Here is a 17178-nt window from a genome sequence, read left to right as displayed (position 1 = left end):
CAAGCGGAAAGCGAGAACAAAAAATGAACAAAGTTATCCTAATGGGTAGATTAACCAGAGATCCGGATGTGAGATATTCACAGGGTGAAAACTCTATGGCGATTGCGAGATATACATTAGCAGTTGATCGTCGCGTACGTAGAACCGATGGAGGTGCTCAGGACCAGCAGACAGCTGATTTTATCGGTTGTGTTGCTTTTGGTAAGTCTGCAGAGTTTGCAGAGAAGTATTTTCATCAGGGGACCAAGATCTGCATCGAAGGCCGTATTCAGACCGGTTCATATACAAACAAGGATGGTCAGAAGGTCTATACTACAGATATCGTTGTAGAGAATCAGGAATTTGCAGAGAGCAAGAATGCTTCATCAGGAAATGGTGGAAGCTTTTCAGGTGGAAGGAGTTTTGGCTCCGGAAATCAGATGTCTTCACAACAGGACATGAGCTCGATCGGTGATGGTTTTATGAATATACCTGATGGGGTAGAGGACGAGGGACTCCCATTTAATTGATCGTAGGGAAACCCTTGTGGTATTATACAAGGAGGATTAACCATGGCATTTCAGAAGTCAGATAGAAGTGGCTCAAGACCCAGAAGAGCCGGCGGTTTCCGCAGCAGAAGAAAAGTATGTGTATTCTGCAGCGAGAAGTCAAAGCCTATTGATTATAAGGATGTAGCTACATTAAGAAAGTATATCTCTGAGAGAGGTAAGATTCTTCCAAGAAGAATTACCGGAACATGTGCAACACACCAGAGAGCTATCACACTTGCAGTTAAGAGAGCAAGACACGTAGCACTTCTTCCATATCAGGTTGACTAATCAGTAGTTATATACCGGTGCAGACCGGTTATACCTGATTTAAAAGAGCGATATAATAAGACCGTTGTGCAGGCATAAGCCTGCATCGCGGTCTTATTTTCATATCAAAATGTTTATGATATAATACCTCCCAAAGCGTTAGCTTTTTTGGAGATATAAAATGAAGATGAAAAACCCACAGTTTGTAATAGAAAAATATTTCTCATGGCCATTTATACTGGCAATGATCCTTGTGGTCGCCAACATTATATTGGCTTTTCTTGAACCGCATGCAGCTTTGATACTTGCGCCTTTTCTCATGATTTATATTGCTCTTGCATTGTATATATACATTACCAGCAAGACAAGGCTTCATGCTGCATTACAGGCTTACGCCATGGGTGCAAGTGCGATTCATTCAGAACTGTTTAATGAGATGCCTACTCCATATTGTATGGTTGATGAAAAGGGTTATGTCCTTTGGGGCAACAGGCGCTTTGAGGAAATAGTCGGAGATGACAAAGCTGCAGCAGGGAATATCATGCAGATGTTTCCTAATATTCATGAAGATATGTTTCTGGAAGATGATGTCACACTGGAATTACACTCGGACTATCAGGGCAGAAAGTATCTTGTGGATCTTATAAGAACCAAGGTTACTACAGAAGACGGCAGTATGCCTTCATTGTACAATCCGGAGATGAAGACTATTGCTGTATATCTCAGGGATGAGACTGAGGAAACACAGCTCAGGTTCGCTCTGGACAGAGAACATATCGTTATAGGACTTATATATATAGATAACTATGAAGAAGTCCTTGAACAGACAGAGGATGTTAAAAGGTCACTTCTTACCGCGCTTATCGACAGAAAGATAAACAGATATATTTCAACGGTTAGCGGACTCATAAGAAAGATAGAAAAGGATAAGTACTTTTTCATTATGAAAGAGCAGTTCTTATCCAAAATGCTGGATGACAGATTTTCTATTTTGGAGGAAGTTAAGCAGGTAAATATCGGAAATGAACTTGCCATAACCTTAAGTATAGGACTTGGGTATGGTGCCGAATCTTATGTTCAGAACTATGAGTTTGCCAGAACCTCAATGGATATGGCCCTTGGACGCGGAGGCGACCAGGCTGTGGTTAAGTCCAATGAAAACATTACCTATTTCGGTGGCAAGGCTCAGACACAGGAGAAAACCACCAGAGTAAAGGCCCGTGTGAAGGCCCAGGCATTCCAGGAGCTTTTGGAGTCCAGGGACAAGGTTATCATAATGGGACATGCAAACAGCGATGTTGACTGTCTGGGAGCATCTGTAGGTGTATACCGTATGGCCACTACCCTCGGTAAGAGAGCTTATATTGTGGAAAACACTATCACGTCAACAATCCTTCCTCTTAAGGAAAGATTCCTTCAAAGTGATGATTATCCTGAGGATATGTTTATCACAGGTCCCCAGGCTGTCCAGATGGTGGATAACAATACCGTTCTTGTGGTGGTCGACTGTAACAGACCATCCATTATTGATGAACCGGAGCTTCTGAAAGTATGCAAGACCATCGTAGTATTTGATCACCATCGTCAGGCCAGTGAATCTGTTCAGGGCGCAGTACTTAGTTATTGCGAACCTTATGCTTCAAGTGCCTGTGAGATGATAGCAGAGATGATGCAGTACATAGGAGGCGGTATAAAGGTTAAAGGTCCAGAAGCTGATGCTATGTATGGTGGTATAGTTATCGATACTCAGGAATTTACCAATCAGACCGGTGTACGTACCTTCGAGGCAGCAGCTTACCTTAGAAGATGCGGTGCGGATATCACAAGAATACGTAAGGTTTTCAGAGAGAACTTTACAGACTATCAGGCCAAAGCTGCAGCTATTTCAAGTGCTGAAATCTATAGAAATTCCTATGCTTTCAGCACTATAGATTCCAAGGGTCTTGAAAGTCCGACTGTAGTATGCGCTCAAACTGCCAATGAACTCCTGAATATAAGAGGTATAAAGGCGAGCATTGTGCTTACGCTGTATAATGATATAATATATGTCTCTGCACGTTCCATAGACGAAATGAACGTTCAGGTTCTCATGGAAAAGCTTGGAGGAGGCGGTCACCGCACCATCGCCGGAGTGCAGTTCAAAGAGGGCACAGTATCTGAGGCCATAGCATCGATTAAAGACGCTGTAGATCAGATGATAAAGGAAGGAGAAGTTTCATAATGAAAGTTATTTTATTAAAAGATGTAAAAGCGCTTGGTAAAAAGGGTGATATTGTTGAGGTATCTGAAGGCTACGGAAGAAACTTCATTATTCCGTCAAAAACGGGTGTAATTGCAGATAATAAAAATCTGAATACATTAAAGTTACAGAAACAGAATGAAGAGAAGATAGCTCAGGAGAAGCTTGAGGAGGCTCAGGCTCTGAAGGAGAAGATCGAACAGGTGAAGCTTACTTTAAAGGTTAAGTCCGGAAGTGACGGAAGAACCTTTGGGTCTGTTTCCACAAAGGAAGTTCAGGAGGCACTTAAGGCTCAGGCAGGAATTGAAGTTGACAAAAAGAAATTCTCTGTTGATGTTCCTATGAAGAATCTTGGTGGTTACGATGTAAATGTCAAACTTCACAAGGACGTGACAGCTGTACTTCATGTTTCGGTTATAAGCGCATAACCTAAGTCTTATAAGGAAGAAAAAATGGCAGAGAATAAAGATAATGTTCTGATGAGGGTCGTTCCTCACAGCCAGGAGGCAGAGCAGAGCGTAATAGGTGCAATGCTCAGAGATAAAGAGGCAGTTTCCACTGCTGCAGAGATTCTTATACCGGATGATTTTTATCAGAAACAGTATAGTTTGATGTTTGACGCGATGCGGGATCTGTACAATCATGATCAGCCGGTAGACATTGTAACATTATCAGAAAAATTAAAGACGAATAATGTCCCTGCTGAAGTTTATGATATTTCTGTTATAAGAGATATCGTTATGACAGTGCCCACCAGTGCCAATGTCAGATCCTACTGCAACATCGTAAAAGAGAAGTCCATCCTCAGGAGACTCATAAAGGTTAATGAAGAGATTGCCAATATGTGTTACGCCGGCGATGAAGAAGTTGATGATATTCTGGGACAGACTGAGCAGAAGATATTTAAACTTCTTGAGACCAGAAATACCGGAGACTCAGAGTCCATTGCATCGGTTGCATTGAAGGTGCTTGAAAACATACAGGCAGCAGCTAAAAATGGGGGACAGGTCACCGGCATTTCCACGGGGTTTTACGATCTTGATTATAAAACGGCCGGTCTTCAGAAGTCTGACCTCATACTTGTGGCAGCCAGACCTTCAATGGGAAAGACTGCATTCGTATTAAATATTCTGGATACGGTTGGAGTCCGTCAGCATAAACCCTGTATGATCTTTTCTCTCGAGATGTCAAGAGAGCAGTTGGTAAACCGTATGCTTTCCATGGAGTCTCTGGTGGATGCGGACAAGCTCAGAAAGGGCTCACTGACTGATGGAGACTGGGGAGAGCTTATCAATGCTGTGGATAAGGTTTCTGATGCCAACATCATAATTGATGACACACCGGGTATTACTGTAACCGAATTGCGTTCCAAGTGTCGAAAGGTAAAACTTGAGAAGGGTCTTGAACTGATAGTTATCGATTACCTTCAGCTTATGTCAGGATCAGGTAAAGGCGGTGACAGTCGTCAGCAGGAGATTTCTGAGATATCGAGATCCCTTAAAGCTATAGCGAGAGAGATGCAGTGTCCGGTTCTGGCATTGTCACAGTTATCACGTGCCTGCGAGCAAAGACCTGATCACAGACCGATGCTTTCCGATCTCAGAGAGTCCGGAGCAATAGAGCAGGATGCAGATATAGTAATGTTCCTTTACAGAGATGATTACTACAACAAGGATACAGAGCATCCAAATGAGGCGGAAGTCATCATAGCAAAGCAGAGAAACGGTCCTATAGGCACGGTAACTCTGTTATGGCAGCCTCAGTACACAAGATTTGTTAATCAGGATCATTCTGGCAGAGATAACGGTTATCAAGGATGATAAAATGCCGATATTATGAGTAGGTGGATATGTTTTCGAAAAGCAGACATTAATTAAACTTTTATAAATTCGTATCCACAGGTTTGATTTTTGATTAGCTGTAATATATTATCAGAAGATATTAAAAAAGGAGGAGCCATTATGAAGATAGAAAGAATAGATGACAACTCCATCAGGTGTACTTTAACCAGTTTAGATCTTAGTTCACGAAATATAAATCTGCGTGACATGACCTATGGTTCGGATGCTGCAAAGCGTCTGTTCACGGAAATGATGCAGAAAGCTCAGAATGAGGTGGGATTTTCGGCCGATAACGGCCCCTTGATGATAGAGGCGGTTCCTTTACAGGGCGGATCCATACAGCTTGTTATATCGAAGGTTGATGATCCGGAAGAGCTGGATACCCGTTTTTCAAAATTCTCTCAGGCAAGTTCATCTCAAAGCGGATGGATATCTCAGCTTGCAAGTGAGATTCTTGAGGGTGCTCAGGATCTTATAAAGGAAATCAAGGAAAGCGGACTTCACAGTCAGTCCGGCAGCAGAGGACAGGAACTCCTCGGTTCAGAAGAGCTTGCAACAGGGAAAACTTCCGGTGGTGAGTCTGATAAGTCTGAAGAACAGTCTTTGGATGCTGTAAAGATTTATGTTTTTAGTTCACTTGACAGAGTTATAAGGGCGGCTGAAGCCGTTTCGGATCTTTATACCGGTGAGAACACATTGTATAAAGATAACAAAGATGGCAAGTTCTATCTTGTTTTACATGCTGAAGAAAAAGAAATCGGAGCTATAAACAGGGCTTCCAATTTACTTAATGAGTTCGGCAGTAAACTTAAGGATAATGATCTTTATGAAGCATATTTCAGAGAGCATTATGATGTGATAGTCGAATCTGATGCCATTCAGAAATTAAGAAACATTTGATAAAAACGATAAGGAGATAAGTAATTATGGTAACAGTAACAAAGGATATGAAGATCGGAGAGCTTCTTCAGTTAAATGAAATGGTTGCACCATTCCTTATGCAGAATGGAATGGGCTGCATTTATTGCCCGTCATCAGCAGGTGAGTCACTCGAGGAGGCCTGCATGGTTCATGGACTGGACAGCGATATGCTCACAGCAGACCTTAATGATATTCTTCGTGAATATGAGGAAGCTCAGAAATAAAATAATCTTTTGAAGTCAGGACCGGGATTGATTCCCGGTCTTTTTTTGAGATATATCCACTATACAAGTGTTGTACCTGATAAAACACCGGTAAAAAAATTTCCCGGTTTTTTTTCGCGATAAGGCCGTCACGCGGGCGTTGTGCTTGTACAAACGCACATGTGACGGCCAAAGTGGAATCGAGTAGAAAAATTTATCTATTCGGTTCAAATTATACTTGACGGGTAGGAATTCCGATGATATATTATGTTCATCGGTTAGATGAGACTAACCGAGACGTACTCCACAGACACGTCCTCCTGACCATAAGCGTGTAACTGTGGAAATCTCCTGAAATAAATAGACTCAACAAAACTTAGTGTTCAGAGAAAAACCCCGGGCCGAAAGCCCGGGGTTTTCTCTGTTTATTTTTGATTAAACCTTCACGCGTCCGGTGACGGTTTTTATGGAATCAGGAAGTGTGTTATTTTTATTACTACATTTTAGTTTTCATTGATAAACCGCCGCTCAGTAATTCTCCGGTTATTGCAGCAAGTTCGTGAGGAGTTTCATTCATTCCGCTTGAAAACCAGTACTGAAGTAGACTTATACATCCTCCGGCAACAAACGAATAGTAACTGTCGAAATGATTAATTCCGCGGTCTTTCACTATAAATGACCAGTCGGTAAGGCATTTTTCGCGGACAAGTTCTTTTAAACGGTTTAAAAACTTGATATCACCGTTTTCTCCGATAAGTATGTGCACAAGTCCTGCATTCTCTTTGCAAAGACCATAAACTCCTTCAAAAATACAGGTTGGGTCCTTTGAAACTTCATCGGGATTAAGACGACCTATGGTTTCATGAAGTTCTGTCAATAAATCTTTTTCCGACTGTTCAAGCAGATCAAATACATCTTTATAGTGAAGATAAAAGGTGCCGCGGTTTACGTCCGCAAGTTCTGTGAGTTCTTTTACGGATATATCTTTTATGCGTTTGTCATGCATTAATTGTGAAAGAGCTGATTTTAATGCAGCCTGGGTTTTTCGTATCCGTCTGTCTACAGATACTGAATTAGTTGCCGGATTTGACATTGTATAACCTCTAAAACAATTATTAATCAACACAATATGCTGATTTGTTTAAAAACAGACTCTTATTCATAAATTGACTATTGCCAATTAGTGGACTTGTTTCTAAAATAAAATTACCACATAAATCAACACGTGTCAATAAATAGAAATGTGTCAGATATTCAATATTGTGGTATGATATAAATGAGGTCGTTTCGATAAAGAGAGTCCTTAAACATTAGACGGACAACAGTGTAAACATTAATACTTTAGATTTAATAAACAGGGCAGTTAGTATGAGCTTTTTTGAAAAGAAAAAAAACAGTTCTGATAGCAATGATCAGATAAAGCCGCAGAATATATCCAAGAGTGCAAGACTGGCGGATTTCATAGTTGACCATAATAAAAAGATCAGAAACCTTATCATGGTACTGGTTGTTGTTTTTGCCTGCTGTTATCCTTTTGTGGCCGTCAATTACGATCTTACAAAGTATCTGCCGGATGCAGTTGAATCAAAGAGTGCCATTAATAAAATGAGGGATATCTTTGGCTATCCGGGCACCGGCAGACTTATGCTGAAGGATGTAACAATCTATGAGGCCAAGCAGTATAAAAATCAGATTGAAAAAGTGGATGGGGTTGATCAGGTAGTATGGTGCGATATGACTACCCAGATATATGGATCATCTGAATTTATCGATTACGATAAGATTGATGATTATTATAAAAACGGAAATGCCGTTATGGATATAACCTTTAAGGAAGGAGATACATCAAAACTCACTCATAAGGCAATAGATGAGATAGAGAGCATCGTAGGTGACAAGGGTTACCTTGTGGGAATGTCTCCTACCAACAAGTTCACAGAAGAGAGTGTTAAGTCTGCATTAGCTGAAATAATGGTCATTGTAGTTGTACTTATCTTCCTGATCCTGCTTCTGACAACCACTTCATGGTTTGAACCGGTACTGTTCCTTACGGTCATAGGGTGTGCCATAGCCATAAATAAAGGAACCAATATCTTTTTGGGAGAAATATCCTACATAACCAATAACATCTGTGACATATTACAGCTTGCCACATCTATGGACTACTCCGTATTTCTGCTCCATGCCTATGAGCGTGAAAGAGAGAAGGGAATGGATAAGGAATCGGCACTGAAGCTTGGACTGATGAGCACCATTACCACTATCCTTGCCTCATCCCTTACCACCTTCTTTGGATTCATAGTGCTTATATTTATGAGATTCAGTATCGGATGGGACATGGGAATAGTAATGTCAAAGGGAATCATCTGTTCTCTTTTGATGGTTATCTTTCTTATGCCTTCATTGATCCTTAGCTGGTCAGATAAGATTGAAAAAATGAAGCATAAATCCTTCTTCCCTGATTTTCATAAATTCGGTGTTTTTGTAAATCGAGTAAGTCCGTTTGTTTTGATCGCTTCCCTTGCCATTGCAGGTCCCATATATTTTGCCCAGAGCATGAATGATTTCAAGTATGGTCCCGATGCAACAGGAGCGGGGCCGGGAACCTCAATGTATGAGCATTCCCAGGAAATAGACAATGAATTCGGACGTTCCAATCTTATAGTAGCTATTTTTCCCGATACAGACAGGATAAAGGAGAAGGAGCTGTGTGACGAGCTTGATGACCTTACGTATGTAAAAAAGGTAATGGGTATGGGTTCGTATCTTCCTGAAGGTACACCGGAGGATTTTCTTCCCGGTTCTGTGACTGATCTTTTTCATAAGGAGGGTTATGCAAGACTCCTTATCTATATAAAAACCAAGCCTGAATCTCACACCGGATTTAAGTGCAGTGATGAAATATCGGGCATCATTAAAAAGTATTATCCGGAAGAAGCTTATATAACAGGAAATACACCTACCACAAAGGACATGGAAAATGTACTTGTGCCGGACTACAATCTGGTCAATACGCTTGCCATGATCAGTATATTCCTGGTTGTAGCTATATCATTTAAGTCGGTGGTACTGCCTTTTGTGGCAATGGTACCTATAATGATGGCGATTTACCTGAATATGTCATTCCCGTATTTTGCCGGGGATGAGCTAATATTTATCGCCTATGCTGTTGTGTCCTGTGTACAACTCGGATCAACCATAGACTATGCAATTTCATCGACGGAGAACTATATTCAGTGCAGGGCAAAGGGCCTTGAAAAGAAGGAGGCTGCCATCAGGATGACAGAGTTAAGTTTTCCTTCGATTCTGACATCGGGTTTCATCCTTGTTGTATGTGGTTACGCCATAAGCATTATCTCTGCTATTCCGGCCATCGGACAGGTTGGACATCTGGTTGGAAGAGGAGCTATTTTTTCTGTTATCTTTGTTACAACGCTCATGCCTTTCCTTTTCAAGCTTTCCGACAGGCTTATAACAGGTACTTTTAAATCAAGACATGAAAGAAGAAAAGAAAAGATCGGGCAGTTCAGGCAGAGATTACATGAAAAAATTGCTGAAAGAAGAACTATTGACAGGGTGGAGGGGTGAAGATAAATGAGAAAACATTCCGCAAAAAAAATATTCAGGAGGGCCATAGCTCATACAGTACTTTTGAGCTGTTTGTCCACGAATATATTTTCGGCGACCATTACCGCCTTTGCAGCAGGTGCACATGCAGATGTGGATGAAACCATGTATGTGAATCTGGATTACTATGGTTCCGTAAATAAGGTTAATGTTGTAAAGGGGATAAACTTTAACGGTACGGAAAGTTATACCGACTTCGGAAAATATACAAATATCATAAATATGTCCGACGGTCAGAAGCCGGATTATAATAACGGTTCTGTCACCTGGAACAAATTCAATGCTGGAAAGTTTTACTTTGAAGGAACATTGGAACCGTCATCCGTGGAGGTGCCATGGACTTTTGATATAAGCTATAAGTTAAACGGTGTTGCAATGGATGCCGACAAGATGGGCGGGCAGTCCGGACTTGTGGAAATGGATATAGATGCATATCCAAACGATAAGGTTTCGGACTATATGAAGAACAACATGATGCTTATAGTTGCGGTGCCGGTTGATCTGCAGAAGTGTTATTCGGTGGATGCACCCGGGGCCCAGACTACTAATCTTGGACAGTACTCAGGAATAGTGTTTGCCGCCCTTCCCGGACAGGAGGGACATTTTGTCCTTCGTTTGGGAACCGAGAAATTTGAAACCGTTGGAGCCATTTTTATGATGAGCCCGGGAACCGTGGGAGATCTCTCAAAAATAAAGGATCTGAAGAAGATCAAGGATGATTTCAGGGATGACACCAACGCAATGCTTGATGATTTTGAGGACGTTCTGGACGGTGTTACCAATGTCCAGTCACAGCTTGATCTTACAAATCAAATGCTTGAAAACCTCCAGTCAGGTAAGGACAAGATACATAATAATGCTCAGGTTATATTCAATGGCAATGATGTGGCAATACAGGACCTTAGAGATCTGCAGAGCACATTGGAGCCTTTGAATGAGGATCTGAAGACCACACAGTGGATGGTCTATGACATTAACTCAAATCTTAATTACCTGGACAGTGACCTGATGGATGCAAGCTCAAAGCTTAAGACTCTTAATACAAGATTAAAGCAGCTTGGTAATTCTCTGAGTGGTACAAACCTTTCAAATCTTGACATTGATGAGCTTAAACCGAGTGCGAAGGATGCTATAGACAGCCTTGAGGATGTAGCCAGCGATATAAATAAGGCTACGAATAATGCCACAAATAAGACAAACAGAGACAAGATCAAAGCCAGCGCATCAGAGATAATAACTGATGCAGCTATTGATAATGCCCATGATTACAGGGGCTACGATGAGGATTTGGATGAGAATGAAAGGAGCCTTATTTCTGCAGTTTCCGAGGAGCTTGGGGACAAGTTAAAGAGTATTGAGACTAAGGATCTTGTGGGGATACTGGCGGTTGCCAATGCAGATATATTAAGTTCCGATTCAGATGAAGTTAAGGCGAAGTACATCGCCTTTGTGAAGGCATACGGCAGTAAGCTTCAGACTGCTGAAGCTCCGCAGATTCTTCAGGCATCAGGACTTGATCCCCAAAAGGTTCAGGCCTATGCAGCTGTTATGACCGATGCCGGTAACAAAGATAAATACGGAAAGCGGGCTTCATATTATGCGAAGCACCTTGATACCCTCCTTTCCTTAAAAAACAGTGCCAAGAAACTGGCAAATGACACCGTTGCAACGGATCAGGAGATGAGCAGTCTTGCGGACAGTCTCTATGATCTTACCGATGCAATATCAAATCTTGAGACTGAAAACGGGAATTTGTTTGATTCCGAGGGTGCTGAGGAACTCATTGATTCCATAAACACCGTAATCTCAGATCTTGATGATATCCTTGATGATGGCGGTGCTGTGGCATTCCAGACAGCGAGAACGGTAAATACCGTAAGAACCACAATCGGAGATATAGACGGACTTATAGGTATCATGAATGCCTACTACGAAGACATTCAGAAAACCTTCGAAGATTCCGAGAATGTCATAGTTGAGATGGAGAAGACATCAGCAGACGCTGCTTCCGCACTCCAGAGAGTGAATGATACTCTCCGTTCTGCAGAGCCGGATTTCAGTAATGCTGCCGACGAGGGAATTGAGATAGGAAGACAGGCTGTTGAAAACACAGAGGATATTGTGGACAGCACAAAGCATCTGAAAAATACAGGCAGGAAGTTAAGGGATACCATAAACAACAAACTTGATGAAGAAGAAGCTGATAACAATTTCCTGAATATGGATCCCGATGCTCCCAAGGTTTCACTTACAAGCACGAAGAATCAGGAGCCAACCTCCATTTCCATTGTCTGCAGATCCGAAGAGATCTCTGCGGATGACAATGAGGCAAAGGTTCTTGACAGCGAAGTAAGTGAACCTGCCACAACATTTATGCAGAGGGTTATGGCTGTATTTAAAAAGCTGTGGGATGCCATCTGTTCTATATTTGGAATTAAGTGAAAAACAGTGAAAGACCTGAATATATAGTGGAGAAAGGGGAGTAAATGAAGAAAACCAAGATTAAACTAATCAGTGCTTTGGCTGCGGCATGTCTAAGCACTTCAATGACGTCCCTGGCTATGATAAAAAATGTAGAGATAAATGCGGACCTTGATTCCATCAATGAAGTTGACGCGGGGATTTGCTTCTTTCCCGATTACGAAGTTGAGGATGATGATTTAGAGGTTAATGTAGCAGCAGATACTACAAGCATTAAAAACAACAATCCTACAATTCCGGCAACAGTTAATATAACCATAACAAGTGATGCGGGAGCATTGGACGATGACCTTAAGATTTCCGGTACCGGCATAAGGTCAACTTATGTGGATATGGTATCTGTGGATAATACAGAGGCAACGGGCAGACTTTTGGTTTATCCTCTTTATGAGCTGGTGGCTCCACAGAATCTTTATATAGACGCAGCAAATCAGCAGATCAGCTGGAGTGAGGTTCCTTACGCCGGAAAGTATGAGGTAGTAATTACCTATCTTGATAAAAACGGAAATGAAAAGACGAGCCATGCCACAACAGAAAAGACGTATCATTCCATAAGTACTGCTTTAGCCAATGCTTATCTGGGAACTTTCGGAGTTGCAGTGAGAGCCATACCTACCGATGAGCAGGGATACCAGGATGCAGCAGTGGATCAAAATGGTATGGCAAGCTGGACCGGCTTTGATACAACATTTGCAGATGAATACGAGGTGAGGGTAAGCTATACGGGTACAAACGGAAAGAAGGTAACTACTAAATTCCGTACCAGGGATACTTATCATGATGTATCGGGTTACATGAATTCCGCCCAGGCAGGAACATTTAAGGTGACTGTCCGGGCCATTCCCAAGAAAAATGATGCAAAGTACTATAATATCGCTTTTTCTGACTGGAGTTATGCCGGGAGTTATGCAGCAGACACCGGTGACTATGATATAGACGATAAATGGGAGTTCTTAAGTGATTATAAGGCTGCCGTTGAGGGGAACTTTGCAACAAATATAAAGAGCCGTGGAACATATAACAGTGCTGATCCGAAGACCATAGGTTCCGGAAGTGCCAATGCATCATGGAAGAGAACCGGTTACAAGTGGCAGTATATTACAGATGGTGTTGCTTTTAACCAGGGCTGGAAGCAGATAAACGGTCAGTGGTACTATTTTGACCCTGACAGCTACATGCATACCGGATGGCTTGAGCTGAACGGCGCAAGATACTACCTAGAATCAAAAGTCGGATCCTCTACCGGAGTAATGGTAACAGGCACACGAGATATTAACGGCAAAACCTACATTTTCGGCGATAACGGAATCTGTCTGAATTACTAGATGAGAATCAGTCATGTCAGAGCCGGAGGGCATTCAAATGGATGCCCTCCGGCTCTGGCCGTCCTATACTCGACTGAATAGTAATTATGTATTTCTGCCATAATTTATTATAATGGGAATAATGGTTAACATTCCTGATGATTAAGGATATACTATAATGACGTGAAAAATTAGCATTACCGAATGGTGGACATTTGTGTGGGATTCATATGATGGCACCGGATTAGGGAGTTTATGAGAATGAAGAACAACAGGCATTGGTTTTTAAAGGGGTTAAAGGATGGTATACCTATAGCTATAGGGTACTTTGCGGTATCCTTTGCACTGGGATTTTTTGCAAGTAACGCAGGACTTACAGTGTTTCAGGCAACCCTTTCAAGTCTTCTTTGCAATGCTTCTGCAGGAGAATATGCGGGATTTGTAGGGATAGCTTCAAAGGTTTCATATCTGACTATGGCAGCTATGATAGCTATCGTTAATATCAGGTATCTCCTTATGTCGGCGTCACTTTCCCAGAAGCTGCCTGAGGAAACAAGCCTTCCTCACAGACTTCTTGTGGGTTTCTGGATAACTGATGAGATATTTGCAGCTTCAATTTCAGTACCTGGTAAACTTAATCCATTTTACAGTTATGGCCTTGCCATAAGTTCTCTGAGCTTTTGGGCCCTGGGCACCTGTCTTGGAGCCGTTGTGGGAAATGTAGTGCCTGATAATGTGGTAAGCGCCCTGGGGGTTCTTTTATATGGTATGTTCCTGGCCATAATCATTCCTCCGGCCAGAGAAAACAAGATTTTACGTTTTCTGATCATCATAGCAATGTTTTCAAGCTTTGCTTTTTCAAAGCTTCCGGTGTTATCATCCATCAGTAATGCCATTCGCATAACTATTCTCACAATCGTGATTTCCGGTGCGGCAGCATTGATATTCCCTATAAAAGGGGATGAAGACAAGCTGGAGACCGGGGCAGATGTTTCTCATGAAGCAGGGGAGGTAAAGAATGCGCAGTAATTATATTTATATTTTTATCATGTTTGCGGTATCCTTTATCATCAGAGTGCTTCCTCTTACACTTATACGTAAACAGATAAAGAATATAACCATACGATCTTTCCTGTATTATGTGCCCTATGTGACACTTGCGGTTATGACATTTCCTGCCATTATGGAGGATGTGGAAAAACCGGTTGCGGGATTGTTTGCACTTATAGTTGGGATCATAACAGCATGGTTTGGAGGAGGACTTTTTCCCACGGCTGTTGCCTGCTCCGTTGTGGTGTTTGTTTTGGAATTATTTATTTAAACGATGAGTCATGAGTTTGCTTTGAGCCTTCTCGGCAGTTTGTGAAGATATTCACGGCAGAGACATTGGCTCATGAACTATGGAGGTAATTGATGACAGGATCTGATGGCGTTAAGAAGGTAAGGGATCCGGGGATAGATTTTATAAGAGTGATTGCCTGCCTTATAGTCATTGGCACACATGTGGACGTTATGGGAACAGGGGACTCCACAAAGCTCCTGATAAGATTATTGTTTTCGGACGGAGTAACGCTGTTTTTTGTGATCAGCGGATTTTTCTTTTTCAAAAAGGGGTTTAAGGAAACACTTAAACGCTCATTAACAAATATAGTGCTTCCCGGAATAGTGGTAATGTTTCTGACTTATCTGTTTTCACCATTCATCAGGGGGGAGAAAAGCATTATTCAATGTCTCACTTATCCGGAACTGGATCTCCCGGGATTCATTACGGATGTTTTTTCCTGGGGTGGAGGTATCCGTGAGAGCCTGGCAAGCCACCTCTGGTATATATTTACTTATCTTCAGCTGGTTCTCGCCTATCCGCTTTTAAAACCTTTATACACAAAAGATGACCGGTACCGTAAATACAGATGGTTCATAATGGTCTTTATATTTATCAATCAGATAATAATGGATCTCAATATGACAGGGCTTATCAGTCTTTTACCTGTACAGGTATCACCCTTTATGCTGTATACGACACCTGCCATGCTTCTTATGGCGGGGGCTGAGCTGTCCATGATGATGCCGGTGCTGAAAAAATCCACGAGGCTTAAGGAAGTCAGGATTGGTGCGGTTGTCGTCTTTGCTGTGACATTGGCACTGAGATTTGTTATGCAGAGGGAAGTATTCAGGCTTAACAGTACTCAGGATTTTTATATTTACTGGAACTGTGCTTTTGCCACAGTTGAAAGCATTAGTTTCATCATATTTGTTCTAAGTTTTGATTTTAGAGATAACAAGCTGATTCAGACTATGGCAAGAGTCGGAAAGTATACTTTCTATATATATCTGCTTCATTATGGAATATACCATATGTTATTTTTCAGAATGGGACCGGACTGGAGTTTGGGGCTCATAGACCTTAACAATGGCTACGATACCCTGCCTAAGGAGATATTGCATATTCTGATACGTGTACCTACAGTGTTCATCCTTTCACTTGCTGCCAGTGCAGTGATAGTCAGGACCGGGGAGTTTTTTAAAACTCCAAAAAAATAGTTTGAAAAATCCTTTTCATCACAATTTGTGCCGACTGCTGAAGACGGCACGGAGATTAGTACGAAAAAATAACCGTCCGCTTAACAAGGAGCCTCGTGCTGAGGATTTTTGTTAAGCGGGCGGTTTGGACGTTTACTGCACCTTAAGTTCATTATATATATCACGCTTTGAAACGCCGCGGTCTTTTGCCACAGCCTTCATGGCGTCTTTCTCCGAAAGCCCCTGCTTCAGGTAGTGATCCATGTGATCCTCTAAAGGCATTTCATTCCATCTGGCTTCTGATTCCGCCTGGATATCTTCGGGATTTCTTCCTTCCAGGACAAGGACATACTCACCTCTCGGTTCCTCGGCCTCATACTTCGCTATGGCTTCTGAAAGAGTGGTCCGGATTACTTCTTCATGCTTCTTTGTGAGTTCACGGCAAAGAGAGATGTGCCTGTCTCCTCCCAAAGTATCGCAAAGATCCTTAAGTGTTGCCTTAAGTTTATGAGGTGCTTCATACAGGATCATGGTTCGGGTCTCAGTCTTAAGTTCCGAAAGAATCCTGGAACGTTCTTTCTTATCGGCCTTTTCTGTAGGCAAAAATGCTTCAAACGCGAATCTTCTGGTGGGAAGCGCGGACATGGTGAGAGCGGTGATGGCAGCAGCAGGACCCGGAAGTGAAGTTATCTGAATACCGGCTTCAGCTGCCTGTCTCACAAGCTCTTCTCCGGGATCTGAAATACAGGGTGTACCTGCATCTGTAATGATGGCAATGTTTTTTCCGTTCAGCATATCCGAAACCAGAGTTTTTGCCTTATCGAATTTATTGAATTCGTGATATGCGGTCATGGGAGTATGAATGTCGAAATGATTTAAAAGCTTTATGGAATTTCTAGTGTCTTCGGCAGCTATGATGTCAACCGATTTAAGACAGTTGATGACTCTGTAGGTGATGTCATCAAGATTTCCTATGGGTGTTGCACATATATATAAGGTTCCCGGCATAATGTTATCTCCGATATGTTCTGTATTTTTTATCAGCATGACAGGAGCTTTTACTGATGTCATGACTCATACGCCCATCATAGCACATTAACTAGGATTTTTTTGCGCAAAGATTAAGATTTACGCACTATGCTTGCAATTATAGTTTAGCTCTGTTATATTACACTCTGTATTTTCGAGAGGCTCGTGAGAGTCTTTCGTTTTATATTTAAAAAAATTATAGGATAGAAGAGTTTT

The 17178-nt window shown here is 41.8% G+C and carries 15 protein-coding genes; 13 read left to right on the top strand and 2 right to left on the bottom strand.

Annotated elements, in window-relative coordinates:
* Positions 1 to 23 precede the first annotated feature (23 nt).
* The 7 genes from BLV86_RS09590 to BLV86_RS09560 all read left to right on the top strand — a co-directional run bounded on the left by BLV86_RS09590 (position 24) and on the right by BLV86_RS09560 (position 6022).
* On the top strand, positions 24 to 509 hold the full coding sequence (locus BLV86_RS09590; RefSeq protein WP_090816540.1) for a single-stranded DNA-binding protein: 486 nt from the start codon (positions 24 to 26) through the stop codon (positions 507 to 509).
* A 42-nt stretch (positions 510 to 551) separates the two neighbouring features.
* Positions 552 to 818, top strand: coding sequence for a 30S ribosomal protein S18 (gene rpsR, locus BLV86_RS09585; RefSeq protein WP_031551376.1), 267 nt, complete (start codon positions 552 to 554; stop codon positions 816 to 818).
* 160 nt (positions 819 to 978) lie between these two features.
* Complete coding sequence (locus tag BLV86_RS09580) at positions 979 to 3018, top strand: DHH family phosphoesterase (protein WP_090816538.1); 2040 nt, start codon at positions 979 to 981, stop codon at positions 3016 to 3018.
* Positions 3018 to 3464 carry a 50S ribosomal protein L9 gene (gene rplI / locus BLV86_RS09575; protein ID WP_031551371.1) on the top strand — a complete coding sequence of 149 codons (447 nt, stop codon included), beginning with the start codon at positions 3018 to 3020 and terminating at the stop codon, positions 3462 to 3464. The genes BLV86_RS09580 and rplI overlap by 1 nt, the downstream gene beginning before the upstream one ends.
* Positions 3465 to 3488: 24 nt before the next feature.
* Positions 3489 to 4856, top strand: coding sequence for a replicative DNA helicase (dnaB, locus tag BLV86_RS09570; RefSeq protein WP_031551369.1), 1368 nt, complete (start codon positions 3489 to 3491; stop codon positions 4854 to 4856).
* Between the two features lie 141 nt (positions 4857 to 4997).
* A complete protein-coding gene (locus BLV86_RS09565; RefSeq protein ID WP_090816536.1) occupies positions 4998 to 5777 on the top strand; it encodes an adaptor protein MecA in 780 nt (259 codons plus the stop codon).
* Positions 5778 to 5803: 26 nt separating this feature from the next.
* Positions 5804 to 6022 (top strand): DUF1858 domain-containing protein, encoded by a 219-nt coding sequence (locus tag BLV86_RS09560; protein WP_029200774.1) that lies wholly within the window; start codon positions 5804 to 5806, stop codon positions 6020 to 6022.
* Between the two features lie 475 nt (positions 6023 to 6497).
* Here the strand turns inward: BLV86_RS09560 and BLV86_RS09555 are convergent, their stop codons facing one another.
* On the bottom strand, positions 6498 to 7094 hold the full coding sequence (locus BLV86_RS09555; protein ID WP_031551362.1) for a TetR/AcrR family transcriptional regulator: 597 nt from the start codon (positions 7092 to 7094) through the stop codon (positions 6498 to 6500).
* A gap of 275 nt (positions 7095 to 7369) precedes the next feature.
* Here BLV86_RS09555 and BLV86_RS09550 point away from each other — a divergent pair, with 275 nt between their 5' ends.
* The 6 genes from BLV86_RS09550 to BLV86_RS09525 all read left to right on the top strand — a co-directional run bounded on the left by BLV86_RS09550 (position 7370) and on the right by BLV86_RS09525 (position 15954).
* The gene (locus BLV86_RS09550; protein WP_090816534.1) at positions 7370 to 9589 is read left to right on the top strand and encodes an efflux RND transporter permease subunit; all 2220 of its coding nucleotides are present in this window, start codon (positions 7370 to 7372) and stop codon (positions 9587 to 9589) included.
* Between the two features lie 6 nt (positions 9590 to 9595).
* Positions 9596 to 12070, top strand: coding sequence for a hypothetical protein (locus BLV86_RS09545; protein ID WP_090816532.1), 2475 nt, complete (start codon positions 9596 to 9598; stop codon positions 12068 to 12070).
* A 44-nt stretch (positions 12071 to 12114) separates the two neighbouring features.
* Positions 12115 to 13434 carry an N-acetylmuramoyl-L-alanine amidase family protein gene (locus tag BLV86_RS09540; RefSeq protein WP_175456495.1) on the top strand — a complete coding sequence of 440 codons (1320 nt, stop codon included), beginning with the start codon at positions 12115 to 12117 and terminating at the stop codon, positions 13432 to 13434.
* 240 nt (positions 13435 to 13674) lie between these two features.
* Positions 13675 to 14442, top strand: a complete 768-nt coding sequence (locus BLV86_RS09535; protein WP_049962362.1) for an AzlC family ABC transporter permease — start codon at positions 13675 to 13677, stop codon at positions 14440 to 14442.
* Positions 14432 to 14734 (top strand): AzlD domain-containing protein, encoded by a 303-nt coding sequence (locus BLV86_RS09530; RefSeq protein ID WP_031551347.1) that lies wholly within the window; start codon positions 14432 to 14434, stop codon positions 14732 to 14734. Before BLV86_RS09535 ends, BLV86_RS09530 begins: the two co-directional genes overlap by 11 nt.
* A 92-nt stretch (positions 14735 to 14826) precedes the next feature.
* Positions 14827 to 15954 (top strand): acyltransferase family protein, encoded by a 1128-nt coding sequence (locus BLV86_RS09525; RefSeq protein ID WP_090816529.1) that lies wholly within the window; start codon positions 14827 to 14829, stop codon positions 15952 to 15954.
* 132 nt (positions 15955 to 16086) lie between these two features.
* Here the strand turns inward: BLV86_RS09525 and rsmI are convergent, their stop codons facing one another.
* A complete protein-coding gene (rsmI, locus tag BLV86_RS09520; protein WP_031551341.1) occupies positions 16087 to 16941 on the bottom strand; it encodes a 16S rRNA (cytidine(1402)-2'-O)-methyltransferase in 855 nt (284 codons plus the stop codon).
* Between the last annotated feature and the right edge of the window lie 237 nt (positions 16942 to 17178).

This window comes from Oribacterium sp. KHPX15 (assembly GCF_900107835.1).
Classification (GTDB): domain Bacteria; phylum Bacillota; class Clostridia; order Lachnospirales; family Lachnospiraceae; genus Oribacterium.
This window is presented reverse-complemented; position numbering and strand designations above follow the sequence as displayed.

Coding starts and splice junctions, on each gene's coding strand:
- BLV86_RS09545 (WP_090816532.1), top strand. CDS start 9,596: ATGAGAAAACATTCCGCAAAAAAAATATTCAGGAGGGCCATAGCTCAT.
- BLV86_RS09525 (WP_090816529.1), top strand. CDS start 14,827: ATGACAGGATCTGATGGCGTTAAGAAGGTAAGGGATCCGGGGATAGAT.
- BLV86_RS09530 (WP_031551347.1), top strand. CDS start 14,432: ATGCGCAGTAATTATATTTATATTTTTATCATGTTTGCGGTATCCTTT.
- BLV86_RS09580 (WP_090816538.1), top strand. CDS start 979: ATGAAGATGAAAAACCCACAGTTTGTAATAGAAAAATATTTCTCATGG.
- dnaB (WP_031551369.1), top strand. CDS start 3,489: ATGGCAGAGAATAAAGATAATGTTCTGATGAGGGTCGTTCCTCACAGC.
- BLV86_RS09565 (WP_090816536.1), top strand. CDS start 4,998: ATGAAGATAGAAAGAATAGATGACAACTCCATCAGGTGTACTTTAACC.
- rplI (WP_031551371.1), top strand. CDS start 3,018: ATGAAAGTTATTTTATTAAAAGATGTAAAAGCGCTTGGTAAAAAGGGT.
- BLV86_RS09555 (WP_031551362.1), bottom strand. CDS start 7,094: ATGTCAAATCCGGCAACTAATTCAGTATCTGTAGACAGACGGATACGA.
- BLV86_RS09535 (WP_049962362.1), top strand. CDS start 13,675: ATGAAGAACAACAGGCATTGGTTTTTAAAGGGGTTAAAGGATGGTATA.
- BLV86_RS09550 (WP_090816534.1), top strand. CDS start 7,370: ATGAGCTTTTTTGAAAAGAAAAAAAACAGTTCTGATAGCAATGATCAG.
- rpsR (WP_031551376.1), top strand. CDS start 552: ATGGCATTTCAGAAGTCAGATAGAAGTGGCTCAAGACCCAGAAGAGCC.
- BLV86_RS09560 (WP_029200774.1), top strand. CDS start 5,804: ATGGTAACAGTAACAAAGGATATGAAGATCGGAGAGCTTCTTCAGTTA.
- BLV86_RS09540 (WP_175456495.1), top strand. CDS start 12,115: ATGAAGAAAACCAAGATTAAACTAATCAGTGCTTTGGCTGCGGCATGT.
- BLV86_RS09590 (WP_090816540.1), top strand. CDS start 24: ATGAACAAAGTTATCCTAATGGGTAGATTAACCAGAGATCCGGATGTG.
- rsmI (WP_031551341.1), bottom strand. CDS start 16,941: ATGCCGGGAACCTTATATATATGTGCAACACCCATAGGAAATCTTGAT.